Genomic DNA, 16,124 nt, shown 5'->3' with positions numbered 1-16,124 from the left:
GCGCGCGCGCCCAGGTTGTACATGATCGGCGCTGCATCGGGGGATTGCCGTGAAGGTTGCCTATCTTGTCCACGACCTGAACGACGCCGCCGTGCGCCGACGCGTCGCCTTGTTCGAGGGGGCGGGGCACGATGTCGCGGTCGGCGGTTTCCACCGCGATCCGCACGTCCCGGCGACGATCGGCAAGGCCCCCGTCACGCCGCTGGGCCGGACCGAGGACGGTGCACTGGCGAAGCGCGTGCTCAGCGTCGCGCGCCATGCCGCGCTGACCGGGCAGGTGGCGCGGTTGACGCGCGATGCGGATACGATCGTCGCGCGCAACCTGGAAACGCTGGTGCTCGCGCGCCGCGTCCGGCGGCCGGCGCAGCGGCTGGTCTACGAATGCCTCGACATCCACCGGCTGCTGCTGGGCGGCGGCGCCGCGAGCCGGGCGCTGCACGCGATCGAGGGCTGGGCGCTGCGGGGCGTCGCGCTGACGGTGGTGAGCGCGCCGGCGTTTCGCGACGCCTATTTCCGCGACCGCCTGGGCTACCGGGGCGAGGTGATGCTGGTCGAGAACCTGGTCCCGTGCGAGGCGGATGCCCCGTCGCCGGTGATCGACCCGCCCCCGCCGCCGCCCTGGGTCATCGGCTGGTTCGGGATGCTGCGCTGTCGCCGCAGCTTCGACATGCTGAGCGAGATGGCGCGGCGCGCGAACGGGCGGATCGAGGTGGTGATCGCGGGCCGGCCGTCGACCGACCTGTTCGAGGATTTCGCGGCGATGGCGCAGGCCGCGCCGCACGTCACCTATCTGGGCGGGTACACCGCCGCGGACCTGCCGCAGCTGTTCGGGCGGATCCACTTCATCTGGGCGATCGACTATTTCGAGGAAGGGTTGAACTCCACCTGGCTGCTGCCCAACCGCCTGTACGAGGGGGTGGCGCACGGTGCGGTGCCGCTGGCGCTGCGCAGCGTCGCGACCGGCGACTGGCTCGCGGCGCACGAAGCCGGCGTGCTGCTGGACGATCCCGCGCGCGAGGTGCCGGCGCTGATCGCGGGGCTGGACCGCGACGGCTACGGGCGATTGCGCGACAGGGTGGCGGCGATCCCGGCGGACGCGATGACGATGACGCCCGCGCAGGCCCGTGCGATCGCCGACCGGATCGTGGGAGCGGCGGCATGAAGGACGTGCTGATCGTCATCCCCTGCCTCAACGAGGAAGCGCACCTGCCCGACCTGCTGGCGGGGCTGGTGGCGGACAGCGGCGACGCGCTGATCGTGGTCGCCGACGGCGGCAGCACCGACCGCAGCCGCGCGATCGTCGCCGACATGGCGGCGCGGCACCCGAACGTCGTGCTGCTGGAAAATCCCGCGCGCATCCAGAGCGCGGGGGTCAATCTGGCGGTGCGGACCCACGGGGCGGGGCGGCGCTGGCTGGTGCGCGTCGATGCGCATTGCGGCTATCCGCGCGACTATGTCGCCGGATTGCTCGCGGCGGCGCGGGCGCAGGATGCGACGTCGGTCGTGGTGCCGATGGTCACGGCGGCGCGCGGCTGCTTCCAGCAGGCGGCGGCGGCGGCGCAGAATTCGGTGCTGGGCAACGGCGGGTCGGCCCACCGACGGCTGACGGCGGGGCAGTGGGTCGATCACGGCCATCACGCGCTGTTCGACCTGGCGCTGTACGCGCGCGTCGGCGGATATGACGAGGGGTTCTCGCACAACGAGGATGCGGAGCTGGACCAGCGGCTGCTGGCGGCGGGCGGGCGCATCTGGCTGGAGCCGGCGCTGGTGCTGACCTATTGGCCGCGCACGGCCGCGGGGCCGCTGTTCCGCCAGTATCGCGGCTATGGGCGTGGGCGCGCGCTCAACCTGCTGCGCCACGGCAGCCGCATCAAGCTGCGCCAGGCGGTGCCGATCGTGATCGCCCCCGCCGTCGCCGCGGCGATGCTCGGCGCGCTGCTGGCGATCGTGGCGACGCCCTGGGCGCTGGTGCTGGCGCTGCCCGCGCTGGGCTGGGCTGGGCTGTGCCTGGCGTATGGCGCGCTGCTGGGCTGGCGCGCCAAATCGGCCTGCGTCGCGGCATCGGGGTGGGCGGCGATGGTCATGCACGTCGCCTGGTCGCTGGGGTTCGTCGGGGTGCATCTGACCGGCGCGCGGCCGGGCCCGTTGCCGAGGGGATGGGGGGGGTAATGCGACAGCTGGTCGGGATCCAGTATCTGCGCGCGGCGGCGGCGACCGGCGTCGTCATCTATCACGCGGCACAACGCGTCGGCACGCGGTTTACCGTCGGCGAGGCGGGGGTCGACCTGTTCTTCGTGCTCAGCGGGTTCCTGATGATCGCGATCACCAGCCCCGAAACCCGCGCCACCACGTTCATGATGGACCGCATCAAGCGGATCGCACCGACCTATTGGGTGGCGACGACGGTCTTTCTGGCGGGCATCCTGCTCGGGCTGTTTCCGCAGGCGCGCGTCGACGTGGCGCACATCATCGCCTCCTATCTCTTCATCCCGTACCAGGCTGCCGAGGGATCGGCGACCTTGCCGCTGCTGGTGCCGGGCTGGACGCTCAATTTCGAAATGTTCTTCTACGTGCTCTTCGCGCTCACCCTGCTGGGGCCGCGGGTGTGGCAGCTGCCGGTCCTGACCGTCCTGCTCGCGATGGTGTGCGTGATCGGCGCGCTGGCGGTCGCGCCGGGCGCGTTGCTCGCCTTCTACTCGCAGCCGATCCTGCTGGAGTTCGTCGCGGGGGCGTGGCTGGGCTGGTACTGGAAACGGCACGGCGCGCCCGTGGGCGGGCCCGCGGTGGTCGCGCTGGCGGCCGTGCTGTACGTGGGTGCCTGGTGGACCGACAGCGATCGCCTGCGGCCGTTGACCTATGGCATCCCGGCGCTGCTGCTGCTCGCGGGGGTGTTGCAGCTGGAGCATCGTGAGGGCGGCCTGCCGTACGTCCCCGCGCTCAAGCTGCTGGGCGACGCCAGCTACTCGATCTATCTGTGGCACACGATGATCCTGGCGGTCGTCGTGAAGGCGGCGCGGATCGTCGGGCTGCCGATCGCGCCGACGATCGTCCTGTGCGTGGCGGCCAGCCTGATCGGCGGGATCGTCGCCTACCGGACGATCGAGAAGCCGATCAACGTGCTGCTGAAGCGGCGAAAGTCGCGGCTGGGGGTGCCCATCCCCGGGATGTGACGGGCACCCCGCCCCCGTCCCCCCCTTCCGTGCCGGTCAGGGCTTCGTCACGGGATCGGGGGCGGGCAGCGGCATGGTGGCGCCGATCGCCTGCTCGGCACCGGCGTCGCGGACGGGCCGGTCGCGCGTCAGATTGCCGGTGGTGACGTTGTCGAGCGCGTTGAGCACCGGCGTCAGCAGCGGAATGTCGCCGCGGCGACGCACGCGATCGTAATGGTCCTGATCGTCATAGCCGGTCAGCCCGGGGACGATCTGCGGCCCCTCCAGCAACCCGGCCGCGGCGAGCAGGCCGGCGCGGGCGAGATATTCGCTCGCGATCGTCAGATTGTAGCTGTTGCGCACGGTCAGCAGGTCGCGCGCAAGGTTCAGCACGTCGAGCGTGCTGCGATCGCCCGCCTTCTGCTGGATCAGCGCGCCGTCATAGGCGCGCTGCGCGGCGTCGATGGCGGCGCGGTAGTTGGCGAGCGACGTGCGCGTCGCGGCCAGCTGCTCCCACGCGGCGCCCACCGTCTGCCGGGTGTCGCGATAGGTCTGGTCGAGCAGGCGCCAGTCGGCCTGGTTCGCCTCCTCCGCCTGGCCGACACGCGAACGGCGCAGGCCGGAGTCGATGATCGGCTGGGTCACCACCACCTGACCGACGAGGTTGGTCGTGCGCAGCTGGTCGTTATAGGGCGAGACGCTGCCGTAGCTGGCCGTGCCGCGCAGGTCAACGCGCGGCCCCATCTCGGCGCGCGCCGCGGCGACGGCGGCGCGCGAGATCTTCTCACGCGATTGCGCCGCGCGGACCAGGCCGCTGTTCGCCTCGGCAAAGGCATAGGCGCCGTCGAGCGAGTTGAAGGTGATGTTGAGCAGGTCGGGCGGCTGGAGGTCGCCCGGAGGCGCACCGACGCGCTGCAGGAACACCTTCTGCGATATGCCCAGCTGCCCCTCCGCCTGGAGCAGGTCGGCCTGGCCCAGCTGGACGCGGGTGCGTGTCTGGTCGAGGTCGGTCAGCGTCAGGTCGCGCACCTCGAAGCGGGTCTGGTTCTCGTCCAGCTGGCGGTTGAGCAGCGCCAGATTCTCGCGCGCGATCGTCACCGAGGCGGCGTCGCGCAGCACCGCGACATAGGCGGTGACGACGTCGTTCATCACCTGCGCCTCGGTCACGCGCAGCGCGTCGCGCTGGAATTGCGCGGTCGCGACGGCGCCCGCCGCCGCCGATGCGTTGCGCCCGAACGTCCACACCGGCTGCGACAGCACCGCCTGTGCCGAGCTGTTCCAGCCCTGGACGCCCAGGAAGGTGCCCGGGATCACCTCCTGCCGGGTGCGCGTGAAGGTGTAGGCACCCGATACGCCCAGCTGGGGGCCGAATTGCGACCGGGCCGCGGGCACGCCGAAGTCGGTCGACCGCGCCTGCGCGCGCGCCTGGAGCAGTTCGGGATTGGTGCGGTAGGCGAGCGTGATCGCCTCCGCCAGCGTGCGGACCGGCGCGATCGCGGGGACGGGCGCCTTCTTGTCATAGGGCAGGCCCGACAACTTGCCGCCGAAATCGGGGGCGTAGCGCGGAGCGGGGCGATCGGGGAGGCCCGTGACCGGCGGGCCGGCGATGACAGTCGTCGCCACGGTGCTGCGCGGCGCGACCGCCGGGGTCGTCGCGGTCGCGGCGGGGGCGGCGGCGGGCTGCTGCGTGGCGCGGGCGGTGGGTCTCGTCACCTGCGCCGCCAGCGGCGTCAACGCGCCCGCGGCGCTCCCCAGCAGCAACGCCGCCTTCACCCACACCCGTGTCATCGTCTGCAATCCCCCTGGCCGATTCCCGTCGGCGTTTGAGAGCGGCCATATCATGACGATCGGGTAGTCGGGCATGGTTAATACGTCCCTACCAGCCGCGCGCGATGCGTCGAGACGAGCTCCGTCAGCCAGTCGCGAAACGCACGCACGCGGCGCAGGCGGCGGGTATCGCGGTGCGTGACCAGCCAGAAGGCGCGGGTGATCGCGATCTCCGGCAGGACGCGCAGCAAGGCGGGATCGGCGCCGGCGATGAAATGCGGCAGGACGCCCACCCCCGCACCCGATGCGACGAGGCGCGCCTGCGCATGGATGCTGGAACTGCGCAGCGTGGGCGCGAGCGCGGGGTCGATTTCGTGCAGGTAGCGAAGCTCCGGCGCATAGAGCAGGTCGGGGATATAGCCGATCAGGCGATGGTCGCGCGCCAGTGTCGCGCGCGTCGGCGTACCGTGTCGCGCGACATAATCGCGGCTGGCGTAGAGATGGAGCCGGTAATCGGCGAGTTTGGCGGCGACGACGGGCCCCTGCCGCGGGCGCGCGAGCAGGACGGCGCAGTCCGCCTCGCGCTTGGAGGGGCTGAGGAAGCCGTTGCTGGCCACCAGATCGACCGTGACCGCGGGGTGGCGGGCGGCGAAATCGTGCAGATGCTCGGCGATCAGCCACGTCCCGAACCCCTCCGACACGCTGACGCGCAGCAGTCCTGAGACGTCGGCGCGGTCGCCCGCGGGGTCCGCGATGCGTTCCGCCGCGCGACTCATCGCCTCGACCTGCGCCAGCAGGGCCTCGCCCGCCTCGGTCAGCACCTGCCCCTCGCGCGTCTGTTCGAAGAGCGTCCGCCCGAGCCGCGCCTCCAGCCGGCGCAGGCGGCGGCCGACCGTGGTCGCGTCCACCCCCATCAGCGCGGCGGCGCGCGACAATTGCCCGGCGCGCGCGATGGCGAGAAAGTCCTGCAGGTCGTTCCAGGGGAGGGGCTGCATCATTGCAGGTGATGGTTGCAGATTCGCCGCTTGCGGGCAAATGATGCAGCGCGCAGACGCAGGTCAATCATGGAGAGCGATGCGATGCGGACGATCGAGCATGTCGTAGCCGGCGGAGCCGCGGGGACGGCGACCCGCCACGGCGATGTCTACGACCCCAACAGCGGGCAGGTGCAGGCGCGGGTGACGCTGGGCACGACGGCGGACCTCGACCGCGCGGTCGCCGCGGCGCAGGCCGCGCAGCCGGCGTGGGCCGCGACCAACCCGCAGCGCCGCGCGCGCGTGATGTTCCGCTTCAAGGAACTGGTCGAGGCGAACATGGAGGAGCTGGCGCGCACCCTGTCCTCCGAACATGGCAAGGTGATCGCGGATTCGAAGGGCGACATCCAGCGCGGGCTGGAGGTCATCGAATTCTGCTGCGGCGTGCCCCACGTGCTGAAGGGCGAATATACGCAGGGCGCGGGCCCCGGCATCGACGTCTATTCGATGCGCCAGCCGATCGGCATCGGCGCCGGTATCACGCCGTTCAACTTCCCCGCGATGATCCCGATGTGGATGTTCGGCGTCGCGATCGCCTGCGGCAACGCGTTCATCCTGAAGCCCAGCGAGCGCGACCCGTCGGTGCCGGTGCGCCTCGCCGAGCTGATGCGCGAGGCGGGGCTGCCCGAGGGCGTGTTGCAGGTCGTCCACGGCGACAAGGAGATGGTCGACGCGATCCTGGATCATCCCGCGATCGGCGCGATCAGCTTCGTCGGGTCGTCCGACATCGCGCATTACGTCTATCGCCGCGGCGTCGATGCGGGGAAGCGCGTGCAGGCAATGGGGGGCGCGAAGAACCACGGCATCGTCATGCCCGACGCCGATCTGGACCAGGTCGTCGCCGATCTGTCGGGCGCGGCGTTCGGTTCGGCGGGCGAGCGCTGCATGGCGCTGCCGGTGGTGGTGCCGGTGGGCGAGCAGACCGCGGACCGCCTGCGCGAGAAGCTGATCCCCGCGATCGCCGCGTTGCGGGTCGGCGTATCGACCGACAAGGACGCGCACTACGGCCCGGTGGTCAACGCCGCGCACAAGCAGCGGGTCGAGAACTGGATCCAGACCGGGGTCGACGAGGGTGCCGAACTGGTCGTCGACGGCCGGAACTTCACGTTGCAGGGGCATGAGCAGGGCTTCTTCATCGGGCCCAGCCTGTTCGACCGCGTCACCCCGGACATGCAGGCGTACAAGGAGGAGATCTTCGGCCCCGTCCTCCAGATCGTGCGCGCGCCCGATTTCGAGACCGCGCTGCGGCTGCCCAGCGAGCATCAATATGGCAACGGCGTCGCGATCTTCACGCGCAACGGCCACGCCGCGCGCGAGTTTGCGGCGCGCGTCAACGTCGGCATGGTCGGCATCAACGTGCCGATCCCGGTGCCGGTCGCCTATCACACCTTCGGCGGGTGGAAGCGCAGCGCGTTCGGCGATACCAACCAGCACGGCATGGAGGGGGTGAAGTTCTGGACCCGGGTGAAGACCGTGACGCAGCGCTGGCCCGACGGCGCGGCGGGGGTGGATGCGGCCAATGCCTTCGTCATCCCGACGATGGGGTGAGGGGAGCCGTCATGCCGGACTTGTTCCGGCATCCACCGTGCCGCAAGGGTCGCGGATGCTGCTCCCGCGGAACGGTGGATGCCGGAACAAGTCCGGGGTGACGAGGAGGCGATGACGATGACCCTGCGGCGCCTGATCCTGATCCTTCTGGCCCTGCTCGCCGCCGTGCCCGCGGCGGCGCAGGAGAAGCGCATCGCGCTGACGTTCGACGACGTGCCGCGCACGCGCGGTGCGCTGTTCACGCCGGAGGAGCGGACGCGGCGGCTGATCGCGCAGCTGCGCCGGGCGAAGGTGGCGCAGGCGGCGATGTTCGTGAATCCGGGATCGCTCGCCACGGCGGACGGCGCGGGCGGCGAGCAGCGCATCGCCGCCTATGTCGCCGCGGGTCACGTCATCGGCGACCACAGTTTCTCGCATCCCGCGCTCAGCAGGATCGGCGCGACCGCCTTTCTGGCCGACATCGACCGCAGCGAGGCCTGGCTGAAGGGGCGGACCGGCTATCGGCCGTGGTTCCGCTTCCCCTTCCTGGACGAAGGCGGCAGCGACCGCGCGCTGCGCGATGCGGCGCGCGCCGGGCTGGCGGCGCGCGGGCTGTCGAACGCCTATGTCACCGTCGACGGCTCCGACTGGAACATCGAATATCAGCTGGAACAGGCGGTGCGGGCGGGCAAGCGGGTCGACTATCCCGCGCTGAGGACGCTGTACGTCGAGACGATGGTCCGCTCGGCGGACTTCGGCGATGCGCTGGCGCGGCGCGTGCTGGGGCGGTCGCCCGCGCATGTCCTGCTGTTGCACGAAACCGATCTGGCGGCGCTATATGTCGCGGACCTGGCCAGGGCGCTGCGCCGCGACGGCTGGACGATCGTGACCGCGGATGCGGCCTATGCCGACCCGCTCGCCGCCGCCCCGGCGCCGGACACCCCCGTCGCGCAGGGCACGCGGATCGAGATGATCGCGCTGGAGCAAGGCGTGCCGGCGCCGCGTTCCTACGAGCGCAACGACTCGCGGCTGGCCAACCGGCTGTTCGCGACGCGGGTGCTGCACGAGAAGGAGGCGCCATGACGCGGGCGATCACGGCAATGGCGCTGGCGGCGATGCTGGCGGCGTGCTCGGGCGGCACGTCGGCGGACTACAATCGCGTCGAGGTGCCGGAGAAGGAAGCGCGTGCGCAGGCCGCGATCGATGCCGAGGTGGCGCGCAGCGGCGCGAAATCGACCGCACGGCTGGGCGTGCCGGTGGCGACGCCGACGCCCAATGCCGCGCGCGACCGTGCCTTTCCCGCGGCGTTCCGCGGCTTCTGGGGCGCGAGCGACGACGATTGCGAGCTGGCGAACACCGCCGCAACGGGGCGGATCGACGTCGATGGCGACACGATCCGCTTCTACGAATCCAAGGCGCGCGTGCAGGCGATGCGGCCGCTGTCGCCGATCGCGCTGAGCGCGGACCTGCGTTTCGACGGGGAGGGGCAGGCGACCATCGCCACCGAAACCTATCGGCTGGAGAATGGCGACACGACGCTGTCGCGCACCCGCGCCGCCGCCGCCGGACAGCCTGCCCTCTCCATCCGCTACAAGCGCTGCTGAGCGCCAGACGGGACGTGACATGACCGACCAGTTCGACCTGACCGACGACCAGCGCGAGATCCAGGAGCTGGCGCGCCGCTTCACCGCGGACCGCATCACGCCCTTCGCCGCGGAATGGGACGAGAAGCACATCTTCCCGCGCGATACGATCAAGGCGGCGGCGGAGCTCGGCTTCGCCGCGATCTACGTCAGCGAGGAGAGCGGCGGGATCAACCTGGGCCGGCTGGAGGCGGCGCTCATCATGGAGGCGATGGCCTATGGCTGCCCCGCCACCAGCGCGTTCATCTCGATCCACAACATGGCCAGCTGGATGATCGACCGCTTCGGCAACGCCGAGCTGAAGGCGCGCTACCTGCCCGACCTGGTCACGATGGAGCGGATCGCCAGCTATTGCCTGACCGAGCCGGGGTCGGGATCGGACGCGGCGGCGCTGAAGACCAGCGCGCGGCTCGACGGCGACCATTATGTCGTCAACGGCACCAAGCAGTTCATCTCCGGCGCGGGCGAGAACGAGGTCTATGTCACGATGGTGCGCACCGGCGCGGAAGGGCCCAAGGGCATTTCCTGCCTGGTGATCGAGAAGGACATGCCCGGCGTCAGCTTCGGCGCGAACGAGCGCAAGCTGGGCTGGCATGCGCAGCCGACGCGGCAGGTGATCTTCGACAACGTCCGCGTGCCGGTCGACAATCGCGTCGGCCAGGAGGGCGAGGGCTTCCGCTTCGCGATGATGGGGCTGGACGGCGGGCGGCTGAACATCGGCGCCTGTTCGCTGGGGGGCGCGCAGCGCTGCCTGGACGAGGCGATCGCCTATACGAAGGACCGGCAGCAGTTCGGCAAGCCGGTCGCCGAGTTCCAGAACACGCAGTTCATGCTGGCGGACATGGATACCGAGCTGCAGGCGGCGCGCTACCTGCTGTACGTCGCCGCGGCGAAAGTGAGCGCGAACGCGCCCGACAAGACGCGCTTCGCGGCGATGGCGAAGCGGCTGTCGACCGACACCGGCAGCAGCGTGGTCGATCGCGCGCTCCAGCTGCATGGCGGCTACGGCTATCTGATGGATTATCCGATCGAGCGGTTCTGGCGCGACCTGCGCGTCCATTCGATCCTGGAGGGGACCAACCAGGTGATGCGGATGATCGTCGGGCGCGAGCTGACGCGGCAGTGACGATTGAAGGGACGATTGAAGGGACGATCGAGAGGAAGAGGGTATGAACGACCTCATCATCACCACCGACGGCCCGGTCGGGCGCATCCGGCTGAACCGGCCCAAGGCGATCCACGCGCTGAACACCGCGATGTGCGCCGGCGTGCTCGACGCGCTGGAGGCATGGCGCGAGGATGCCGCCATCCGCTGCGTCGTGATCGACCATGCCGAGGGCAGGGGCTTCTGCGCCGGGGGCGACATCCGGATGCTAGCGGAATCGGGTGCGAAGGACGGCGCGGAGGCGCGCGCCTTCTTCGCCACCGAATATCGCATGAACCACCGGCTGTTCACCTATGCCAAGGACACGGTCGCGTTCATGGACGGCGTCACGATGGGCGGCGGCGTCGGCATCAGCCAGCCGTGCCGCTACCGCGTCGCGACGGAAAATACGAAGCTGGCGATGCCGGAGACGGGAATCGGGCTGTTCCCCGATGTCGGTGGCGGCTGGTATCTGTCGCGGCTGCCGGGGCGCATCGGACAGTTCCTGGCGCTGACCGGGCACCGGCTGGACGGGGCGGAGACGCGGGCGCTGGGGCTGGCGACGCATTACCTGCCCGCCGAGCGCGTCGAGGACGCGAAAACGCGGCTGGCGACAACGCCGGACGACGTCGCGGGCGTGCTGGATGCGCTGTCCGTGGAGCCGGGCGAGGCGAGGCTGCTCGCCCACCGCGAGGCGATCGACCGGCTGTTCGCGTCCGACCGGCTGGAGGAGGTGTTCGAGGCGCTGGAGGCGGACCCGTCCGACTTCGCGAAAGGGACGCTGGCGACGCTGAAGACCAAGTCGCCGCAGACGATGAAGGTCAGCCTGAAGCTGCTGCTCGACGGGCGCACGATGGCGACGTTCGAGGACGAGATGCGGCAGGAATATGCGGTCGGCGCTCGCGTGGTGCAGCGCCACGACTTCCTGGAGGGGGTGCGCGCGGTGATCGTGGACAAGGACAACGCACCGCGCTGGAACCCCGCCACGCCGGACGGCGTGAGCGATCACGTCATCGACCAGATCTTCGCGCCGCTGCCCGATGGCGAGGCGTGGAACCCGTACTGACGATCAGGAGACTGTGCACATGGCCGATTATGAAACGATCCTCGTCGAGCAGCGCGGGGCCGTCACGCTGGTGACGCTGAACCGTCCGCAGGCGCTCAATGCGCTCAACTCGCAGGTGCTCGCGGACCTGCTCGCCGCGTTCGCCGCGTTCGATGCGGACCCGTCGCAGGGGTGCGCGGTGCTGACCGGCAGCGAGAAGGCGTTCGCCGCGGGCGCGGATATCAAGGAGATGTCGGCGCAGGGCTTCGCCGATATGTACGGCGCGAACTTCTTCGGCGGGTACGAGACGCTGACGCGCACGCGCAAGCCGATCATCGCCGCGGTCGCGGGCTATGCGCTGGGCGGCGGGTGCGAGCTGGCGATGATGTGCGACTTCATCCTGGCCGCCGACACCGCGAAGTTCGGCCAGCCGGAGATCAAGCTGGCGGTGTCGCCGGGCATGGGCGGATCGCAGCGCCTCGCGCGTGCGGTGGGCAAGGCCAAGGCGATGGAGATGTGCCTGACGGGCCGCATGATGGACGCCGCCGAGGCGGAGCGCGCCGGCCTCGTCAGCCGCGTGATCCCGGCGGGCGATCTGGTCGAGGAGGCGGTCAAGACCGCGGCCACGATCGCCGGCATGGCGCCGCTGGCGGTGATCGCGAACAAGGAAATGGTGAACGTCGCGTTCGAGACGGGCCTCGCGCAGGGCGTGCAGTTCGAGCGGCGGCTGTTCAACGGCCTGTTCGGCACCGCCGACCAGAAGGAGGGCATGGCCGCCTTCGTCGAGAAGCGCGCGGGGCAGTGGAGGGGGAAATAGCCACGCCGTCACCCCGGACGTGATCCGGGCTCCCGCTTCTTCCGCGGCGGCGACGACACAGCGGGACCCCGGCTCAGGGCCGGGGTGACGATACGAGTTTACTGGAGAGCGATATGGCACGCGTCGGGTTCATCGGGCTGGGCAACATGGGCGGCGGGATGGCCGCCAATCTGGCGAAGAAGGGGCACGACGTCCGCGCGTTCGACCTGTCGGCCGAGGCGATGGAGCGCGCGAAGGCGGCGGGGTGCCTGCCGGTCGCCTCCGCGACCGAGGCGGCGGAGGGCGCCGAGGCGGTCGTCACCATGCTGCCGGCCGGGCGGCATGTCGCGCAGGTCTATGCCGAGAGCCTGGGCGGCGCGGCCGCCTCCACCATCCTGATCGACTGTTCGACGATCGACGTCGCCACCGCGCGCGAACTGGCGCAGGGCGCGGCGGCGCGCGGCGTCCCCGCGGTGGACGCGCCGGTCAGCGGCGGGATCGCGGCGGCGGAGGGGGGCACGCTGACCTTCATGGTCGGCGGCAGCGCGGAGGCGTTCGAGCTCGCCCGGCCGTTCCTGGAGGACATGGGCAAGGCGGTGATCCACGCCGGCGGCAACGGTGCGGGACAGGCGGCGAAGCTGTGCAACAACCTGATCCTGGGCTCGACGATGATCGCGACGTGCGAGGCGTTCGTGCTGGCGCAGCGGCTGGGGCTCGACCCGCAGACCTTCTTCGACATCTCCGGGCAGGCGACCGGGCAGAGCTGGTCGATGACGAGCTATTGCCCGGTGCCCGGCGTCGGCCCGGTATCGCCCGCCGATCGCGACTATCGGGGCGGGTTCGCGGGCGCGCTGATGCTCAAGGACCTAAACCTCGCCATGGCGGCGGCGGAGGGCGTCCAGGCGCAGGTGCCGATGGGCGAGCGCGCGCGCGAGCTGTACCAGGCGTTCGCTGACGCGGGGCAGGGCGGGCTGGATTTCTCCGGGATCATCCGGATGCTGGACCGCGGATGATCGTCATCCCCGCCTGAGCGGGAAGGACGGGGTTTCTCCTTGCCATCCGTTCCGAAGCGGCCTTATCCTCCCCGTCAGGAGAGGGCATCGTCATAGCGGGCCCGCGAAAAGGGATGAGACGCGGATGCCCAGCCTGTCAGCGGGAACCCCTGTGCGCGGCGTGGGCGCGCGCGCGCCGGTGAGGCCGCGCAAGCGCGATGGTCGCCACTCGGGCGACGTGCTGCTGGACGCGGCCAGCGGGCTGATGATCGAGCGCAATTCGATCACCGTCACCTTCAACGAGATCGCGGCGCGCGCCGGCCTCAATTCCGCGCTGATCCATTACCGCTTCGGCGGCAAGTCGGGGCTGTTCCGGGCGCTCATCAGCCGCGACGTCGGCGGCACCTTCCCGATGCTGGAGGATCTGGTCGCGGCCGACCTGCCGGCGGAGGAGAAGCTGACGCGCCACATCCAGGCGATCATCAAGACCTATTTCGAGCACCCCTATCTCAACCGCCTGATCGCGGCGCTGTCGCAGGAGGTGGACGGGGAGGGCGCGCGCTTCATCTCCGAGCGCGTGGTGCAGCCGCTGGCGCGCGCGCAGGCCGCGATCCTGGCGCAGGGCGAGGCGGAAGGGGTCTTCCGCCACATCGACCCGATGCTGTTCTATTTCTCGCTGATCGGCGCGTGCGATCACCTGTTCCAGGCTCGCTACGCGTTGAAATGGGCGTTCGGCGTCCCCGACATCGACGATGCGCTGCGCCGCGACTACGCACGCCACGTCATCGCGCTGCTGCTCGACAGCGTGCGCGCCTAGAGTCGTCTGCGACCGAGTTGAATCAAGGGGGATTCACGTAGGGGTGATTTGGTGATTCAAGGTGCTGGCCGGATGGGAGGCTGGCGTGGATGGGCAAGGCGTATTCGGATGACCTTCGCAAGCGGGTGGTAGCGGCGATGGCGACGGGGCGGAGCTGTCGGGAGGTGGGTGCGGCGTTCGACGTGGCGCCGAGCACGGCGGGGAACTGGTGGCGGCGCTACCGGCGCGAGAGCAGCCACGCGGCGCGGCCGATGGGCGGCGATCGGCGCTCGAAGCTGCTGGATCAGGCGGGCTGGATCGGCGAGCGGCTGGCCGAGGTGCCGGAGTTGACGCTGGGCGAAGTCAGGAGCGAGCTGGCCGGGCGCGGGATCGAGGTCAGTTATGCGAGCGTCTGGCGGACGGTGCGCAGGCTGGGGCTGCGGCACAAAAAAAAGGACCATCTTCGCGGCTGAGCAGGACCGGCCGGACGTCGCGGTCGCGCGCGAGGTCTGGCGTGCCGCACAGGCCGGACTGGACTTCACGTCGCTGGTCTTCGTCGACGAGACAGGGACGACCACCAGCATGACCCGGCTGCGCGGCTGGGGCCGGAAGGGCAAGCCGCTGCTCGGCAAGGCACCCCACGGGCACTGGATGACCTCGACCTTCGTCGCCGGCCTGCGCCACGACGGCATCGCCGCGCCGATGCTGATCGACACGCCGATGACCGGCCGCATCTTCCAGCAATGGCTGACCGATCACCTCATCCCCGAACTGCCGCCCGGCAGCATCGTGGTCTGCGACAACCTGGCGGCCCACAAGGTCGACGGCGTCCGGCAGTGTCTCGAGGATGCAGGCATGGGCCTGCTCTACCTTCCAGCCTACAGCCCCGACTTCAACCCGATCGAGCAGGCCTTCGCCAAGATCAAGGCGCTGCTCCGAAAGGCCGCCCCGCGCTCCTTCGACGCCATCGTCACAGCCCTCAAGCACATCCTCAAACGCTTCAGACCCGCCGAATGCGCAAACTACCTCCGACACTCAGGCTACGTGCAAACATGATCGAAACTGACTCTAGCTATTTCGTACGGTCGAGCAGATCGGCGAGATCCCGCTTCCAGAAGCGTGCGACCGTGTGGGTGCCGTGGCCGCGCGTGTCGGCGGTCTCCGGGACCAGCCGGAAGCGCGCATCCTTCATCCGCGCCACCGCGCGGGTCGGGTAGTCGAGGTTGCGCGGGTTGATGAAGTCGTCGGCGGAGTTGATCCACGTCGTCGGCACGGTGATCGCCTCCAGCCGCGACCAGGGGGCATAGCTGCGCGAGGCGTCGACCTGGTAGATCAGGTCGTTGGCGTCGGTCGCGGCGATCGAGGCGGCGACCCGCTGGCGCGCGAACGCCTCCGCCGCGGCGCGGGTGGGATATTGCGCCTGGAAGTAGAGCGGCGCCGCGCCCGCGACGAACAGCAGGCTGGCGGCGGTGCGCAGTCCCTGCACCGGGGGCGTGCGATATTCGCCGTTCTGCCACGCCGGATCGGTCTGGATGCCGTCGATCGCCAGCTGCCGCCACATGCGGTTCAGCCCCGCGATCTCCACCGGCTCGCACGCCAGCGGCATCAGCGCGCGCAGAAAGTCGGCATGCGCCTCGCCCCACATCAGGCTGTGCATGCACCCCATCGACGTGCCCATCACCAGCCGCATCCGGCGGATGCCCAGCCCGTCGCGCAGCAGCCGGTACTGCGCCTCGACCATGTCGTCGTAATCATAGGCCGGGAAGCGCATGTGCAGCCCGTCGGAAGGCTTCGACGAGCCGCCGTGCCCGATGCCGTCGGGCAGGATGATCCAATAGCGCGTGATGTCGAGCGGCTGGCCGGGCCCGTACAATTCGTCCGCGAAGGCGGGATTGAGGAACTGCCTGCCCGTCCCGCCGGTGCCGTGGAGGACCATGACGGCATTGTCGATCTCACCCTTCGCATCGCGATGCGGTTGGCCGAGCGTGGTGTAATGCACGCGCAGCGCGGGCAGCGTCTCGCCCGAGCGGAAGCGGAAGCCCGGAATGATATAATCCGCCTCGCGCGTGGGCCAGCGCGTCGCGGCCGGGGTGCGGGGGACCGCGGCGGCGGCGATCGGTGGCGTGGCGGGCGGCGGGGTGGCGGGAGCGGCTGCCTGAGCCAGCAGCAGGAGAAGCGCGGCGATCATGGCGCGGGTGTGGCGCCGATCGGCGCGCGCGCCAAGCCCTGCC

General features: G+C 70.4%; 16 protein-coding genes. 13 read left to right on the top strand and 3 right to left on the bottom strand.

Annotated features, from left to right (window positions below; genetic code table 11):
- The first annotated feature begins 49 nt into the window (after positions 1–49).
- Genes PGN23_RS17790 through PGN23_RS17780 form a run of 3 tightly spaced genes read left to right on the top strand, consistent with a single transcriptional unit; the run spans position 50 to position 3,170 of the window.
- Positions 50–1,162: a hypothetical protein gene (locus PGN23_RS17790; protein ID WP_335304432.1), complete on the top strand. Its 1,113-nt coding sequence runs from the start codon at positions 50–52 to the stop codon at positions 1,160–1,162.
- Positions 1,159–2,169: a glycosyltransferase family 2 protein gene (locus PGN23_RS17785; RefSeq protein ID WP_335304431.1), complete on the top strand. Its 1,011-nt coding sequence runs from the start codon at positions 1,159–1,161 to the stop codon at positions 2,167–2,169. The genes PGN23_RS17790 and PGN23_RS17785 overlap by 4 nt, the downstream gene beginning before the upstream one ends.
- Complete coding sequence (locus tag PGN23_RS17780) at positions 2,169–3,170, top strand: acyltransferase family protein (protein ID WP_335304429.1); 1,002 nt, start codon at positions 2,169–2,171, stop codon at positions 3,168–3,170. The genes PGN23_RS17785 and PGN23_RS17780 overlap by 1 nt, the downstream gene beginning before the upstream one ends.
- A gap of 36 nt (positions 3,171–3,206) precedes the next feature.
- Here PGN23_RS17780 and PGN23_RS17775 read toward each other — a convergent pair whose 3' ends face one another.
- Entirely contained in the window at positions 3,207–4,937 is a 1,731-nt protein-coding gene (locus PGN23_RS17775; RefSeq protein ID WP_335304428.1) for a TolC family protein, read from the bottom strand.
- Between the two features lie 77 nt (positions 4,938–5,014).
- Positions 5,015–5,911, bottom strand: coding sequence for a LysR family transcriptional regulator (locus PGN23_RS17770; RefSeq protein WP_335304645.1), 897 nt, complete (start codon positions 5,909–5,911; stop codon positions 5,015–5,017).
- An 84-nt stretch (positions 5,912–5,995) separates the two neighbouring features.
- On the opposite strand from PGN23_RS17770, the gene PGN23_RS17765 reads away from it, so the two are divergent.
- From PGN23_RS17765 to PGN23_RS17720, 10 genes are all read left to right on the top strand, one after another.
- Positions 5,996–7,498: a CoA-acylating methylmalonate-semialdehyde dehydrogenase gene (locus tag PGN23_RS17765; RefSeq protein WP_335304643.1), complete on the top strand. Its 1,503-nt coding sequence runs from the start codon at positions 5,996–5,998 to the stop codon at positions 7,496–7,498.
- 111 nt (positions 7,499–7,609) lie between these two features.
- Complete coding sequence (locus PGN23_RS17760; RefSeq protein ID WP_335304427.1) at positions 7,610–8,560, top strand: polysaccharide deacetylase family protein; 951 nt, start codon at positions 7,610–7,612, stop codon at positions 8,558–8,560.
- Positions 8,557–9,081 carry a hypothetical protein gene (locus PGN23_RS17755; protein ID WP_335304426.1) on the top strand — a complete coding sequence of 175 codons (525 nt, stop codon included), beginning with the start codon at positions 8,557–8,559 and terminating at the stop codon, positions 9,079–9,081. The genes PGN23_RS17760 and PGN23_RS17755 overlap by 4 nt, the downstream gene beginning before the upstream one ends.
- A 19-nt stretch (positions 9,082–9,100) precedes the next feature.
- Complete coding sequence (locus tag PGN23_RS17750) at positions 9,101–10,246, top strand: acyl-CoA dehydrogenase family protein (RefSeq protein ID WP_335304425.1); 1,146 nt, start codon at positions 9,101–9,103, stop codon at positions 10,244–10,246.
- A 43-nt stretch (positions 10,247–10,289) separates the two neighbouring features.
- Positions 10,290–11,330: an enoyl-CoA hydratase/isomerase family protein gene (locus PGN23_RS17745; RefSeq protein WP_335304423.1), complete on the top strand. Its 1,041-nt coding sequence runs from the start codon at positions 10,290–10,292 to the stop codon at positions 11,328–11,330.
- Positions 11,331–11,349: 19 nt separating this feature from the next.
- Positions 11,350–12,126, top strand: coding sequence for an enoyl-CoA hydratase (locus tag PGN23_RS17740; protein ID WP_335304422.1), 777 nt, complete (start codon positions 11,350–11,352; stop codon positions 12,124–12,126).
- A gap of 113 nt (positions 12,127–12,239) precedes the next feature.
- A complete protein-coding gene (gene mmsB / locus PGN23_RS17735; protein ID WP_335304421.1) occupies positions 12,240–13,118 on the top strand; it encodes a 3-hydroxyisobutyrate dehydrogenase in 879 nt (292 codons plus the stop codon).
- Positions 13,119–13,242: 124 nt separating this feature from the next.
- Positions 13,243–13,914 (top strand): TetR family transcriptional regulator, encoded by a 672-nt coding sequence (locus PGN23_RS17730; protein ID WP_335304420.1) that lies wholly within the window; start codon positions 13,243–13,245, stop codon positions 13,912–13,914.
- A gap of 89 nt (positions 13,915–14,003) precedes the next feature.
- Entirely contained in the window at positions 14,004–14,366 is a 363-nt protein-coding gene (locus PGN23_RS17725) for a helix-turn-helix domain-containing protein (RefSeq protein WP_335303502.1), read from the top strand.
- Positions 14,296–14,949 carry an IS630 family transposase gene (locus tag PGN23_RS17720; RefSeq protein ID WP_335303501.1) on the top strand — a complete coding sequence of 218 codons (654 nt, stop codon included), beginning with the start codon at positions 14,296–14,298 and terminating at the stop codon, positions 14,947–14,949. The genes PGN23_RS17725 and PGN23_RS17720 overlap by 71 nt, the downstream gene beginning before the upstream one ends.
- Before the next feature lie 16 nt (positions 14,950–14,965).
- Here the strand turns inward: PGN23_RS17720 and PGN23_RS17715 are convergent, their stop codons facing one another.
- Positions 14,966–16,081, bottom strand: coding sequence for an alpha/beta fold hydrolase (locus tag PGN23_RS17715; protein ID WP_335304419.1), 1,116 nt, complete (start codon positions 16,079–16,081; stop codon positions 14,966–14,968).
- Between the last annotated feature and the right edge of the window lie 43 nt (positions 16,082–16,124).

It is taken from the genome of Sphingomonas adhaesiva (assembly GCF_036946125.1).
Classification (GTDB): domain Bacteria; phylum Pseudomonadota; class Alphaproteobacteria; order Sphingomonadales; family Sphingomonadaceae; genus Sphingomonas; species Sphingomonas adhaesiva_A.
This window is presented reverse-complemented; position numbering and strand designations above follow the sequence as displayed.

Coding starts and splice junctions, on each gene's coding strand:
- PGN23_RS17755 (WP_335304426.1), top strand. CDS start 8,557: ATGACGCGGGCGATCACGGCAATGGCGCTGGCGGCGATGCTGGCGGCG.
- PGN23_RS17720 (WP_335303501.1), top strand. CDS start 14,296: ATGCGAGCGTCTGGCGGACGGTGCGCAGGCTGGGGCTGCGGCACAAAA.
- PGN23_RS17715 (WP_335304419.1), bottom strand. CDS start 16,081: ATGATCGCCGCGCTTCTCCTGCTGCTGGCTCAGGCAGCCGCTCCCGCC.
- PGN23_RS17760 (WP_335304427.1), top strand. CDS start 7,610: ATGACGATGACCCTGCGGCGCCTGATCCTGATCCTTCTGGCCCTGCTC.
- mmsB (WP_335304421.1), top strand. CDS start 12,240: ATGGCACGCGTCGGGTTCATCGGGCTGGGCAACATGGGCGGCGGGATG.
- PGN23_RS17765 (WP_335304643.1), top strand. CDS start 5,996: ATGCGGACGATCGAGCATGTCGTAGCCGGCGGAGCCGCGGGGACGGCG.
- PGN23_RS17745 (WP_335304423.1), top strand. CDS start 10,290: ATGAACGACCTCATCATCACCACCGACGGCCCGGTCGGGCGCATCCGG.
- PGN23_RS17730 (WP_335304420.1), top strand. CDS start 13,243: ATGCCCAGCCTGTCAGCGGGAACCCCTGTGCGCGGCGTGGGCGCGCGC.
- PGN23_RS17750 (WP_335304425.1), top strand. CDS start 9,101: ATGACCGACCAGTTCGACCTGACCGACGACCAGCGCGAGATCCAGGAG.
- PGN23_RS17775 (WP_335304428.1), bottom strand. CDS start 4,937: ATGACACGGGTGTGGGTGAAGGCGGCGTTGCTGCTGGGGAGCGCCGCG.
- PGN23_RS17785 (WP_335304431.1), top strand. CDS start 1,159: ATGAAGGACGTGCTGATCGTCATCCCCTGCCTCAACGAGGAAGCGCAC.
- PGN23_RS17725 (WP_335303502.1), top strand. CDS start 14,004: ATGGGCAAGGCGTATTCGGATGACCTTCGCAAGCGGGTGGTAGCGGCG.
- PGN23_RS17770 (WP_335304645.1), bottom strand. CDS start 5,911: ATGCAGCCCCTCCCCTGGAACGACCTGCAGGACTTTCTCGCCATCGCG.
- PGN23_RS17740 (WP_335304422.1), top strand. CDS start 11,350: ATGGCCGATTATGAAACGATCCTCGTCGAGCAGCGCGGGGCCGTCACG.
- PGN23_RS17780 (WP_335304429.1), top strand. CDS start 2,169: ATGCGACAGCTGGTCGGGATCCAGTATCTGCGCGCGGCGGCGGCGACC.